The sequence below is a fragment of the Caballeronia arvi genome, assembly GCF_001544695.2.
Lineage (GTDB): Bacteria > Pseudomonadota > Gammaproteobacteria > Burkholderiales > Burkholderiaceae > Caballeronia > Caballeronia arvi.
In genome coordinates, this window is record NZ_FCOM02000225.1 from 1 (window position 1) to 1,415 (window position 1,415).

The 1,415-nt window shown below is 60.9% G+C and carries 1 protein-coding gene; it reads right to left on the minus strand.

Going from position 1 to position 1,415, the window contains the following annotated elements:
* Window positions 1–322: 322 nt before the first annotated feature.
* Entirely contained in the window at window positions 323–1,060 is a 738-nt protein-coding gene (locus AWB74_RS48990; protein ID WP_087039598.1) for a glutaredoxin family protein, read from the minus strand.
* Between the last annotated feature and the right edge of the window lie 355 nt (window positions 1,061–1,415).

Sequence of the window (1,415 nt, forward strand, 5' to 3'; positions counted from 1 at the left end):
TCGTTATAGTGCCGCCTTTCGCAGCCACACCGGGCGATGGGAGCCGCTGCCGGGCACAGGCTCACTCGACGAGATGGCCGAGGTCGTCGTCACGCTCCTACAGCCTTATCTGCAGCCCGATAATTATTAAAGTAATTTAGGGGATGTTGTACTAGAGCCCGAGCCGCGTCGTCCCGGACTCCAGCGCAACGGCTTTCGTGGTACGAGGGGAAGCGCGTCCCGTGCGGTCGTCGCAGACTCTCGACGGCGCTGAGCAATTCGATAACCGCCGCGTTTGCGATCTGCCGCGCCGCTTTGACCCGCTCGAAATAGGGCGACTGCACTACGCGCATCTGGATGAACAGTCCTCTTTCGATCGACATCGAACTCTTGGTCCCTCTCGATCACCAGTCGTGGAGGGTCTCCGACCGCAGGCTAGGGAGACGGCCTGAAGATGGTGGTGCACAAGGCAAAATGAACGCGAAGATTGAGGAAGTACTGGTCGATTCGGACCAGGAACAGATCTGAGTGACCGGCAGGCGATGGCACCGGCACCGACTCCAAGAAGAAGCGTAACGGATGGACACAGGAAACGTGACGATCGTGCAAGAGGGCATGGTTTGCACGCGAAAGACGACGCGGTGGTGGAGGCTGGCGGCTCCAGCAGCGAACTTGCCATGCGGCTAACGCGCAACCGCAAAACTTTGGTCCACTTCGCGTAGAGAATCTCGGGCGGCAGGCGATCCGTGATTGCGTCCATGCCGTCGACGAAACGCGCGACGTCTTCGATCGACTGAGCGTACACAAACTCGTCTCCCTTGGACACGATCGGGATTGAGCGCGCGCCGAGACGGCGAAGTTCATCGCGGCCTTGCGTGTCCGAGAGGACGTTGACAGACTTGAATGGGATCTCGAGTCGAGTGAGGAACTCCTTGACTCTCACGCAGCTTGAGCAGCCCGGCTGCCAGAAAACGCTGATTTCAGGAGACGCCGCTTGCATGTCTTCACCTTTCGTTGTGTCGGTGAAAAAATCGTACACACAGAAAAGTCCGCCAAGAAGCATGGATTTCAGATGGGCCATCGGAAAAACAGATGGCCCCAATGAAGCCACTCAATAAACGTTGGCCAGCGCGGCTAACGTAGGGCTCCCGTGCGGGGTCGCACAACTTTCGAAGGCCCGCTGTTGGCGTCAAGAGCGGCTCGCCGCTGCCCGGAAGCAGATATTCGACGGCACAGCATCCTGACAGCGACGGCGGCCTGCTGCCGCCGCGCGGCGGCCGAACGGCGAGCGTCGGCGACGGCCCAAGCGCGCACGTCGGCCCTCGGGCAGGGCTCGCCGCAAACTGCCGGTCACATGCGCCGCCGGCAGGCCGCTCAGGCGTCGGCTCGGCTTCGCAACCGGCCATCTGATTGTCACAACGCGAGCGCTCGTCATC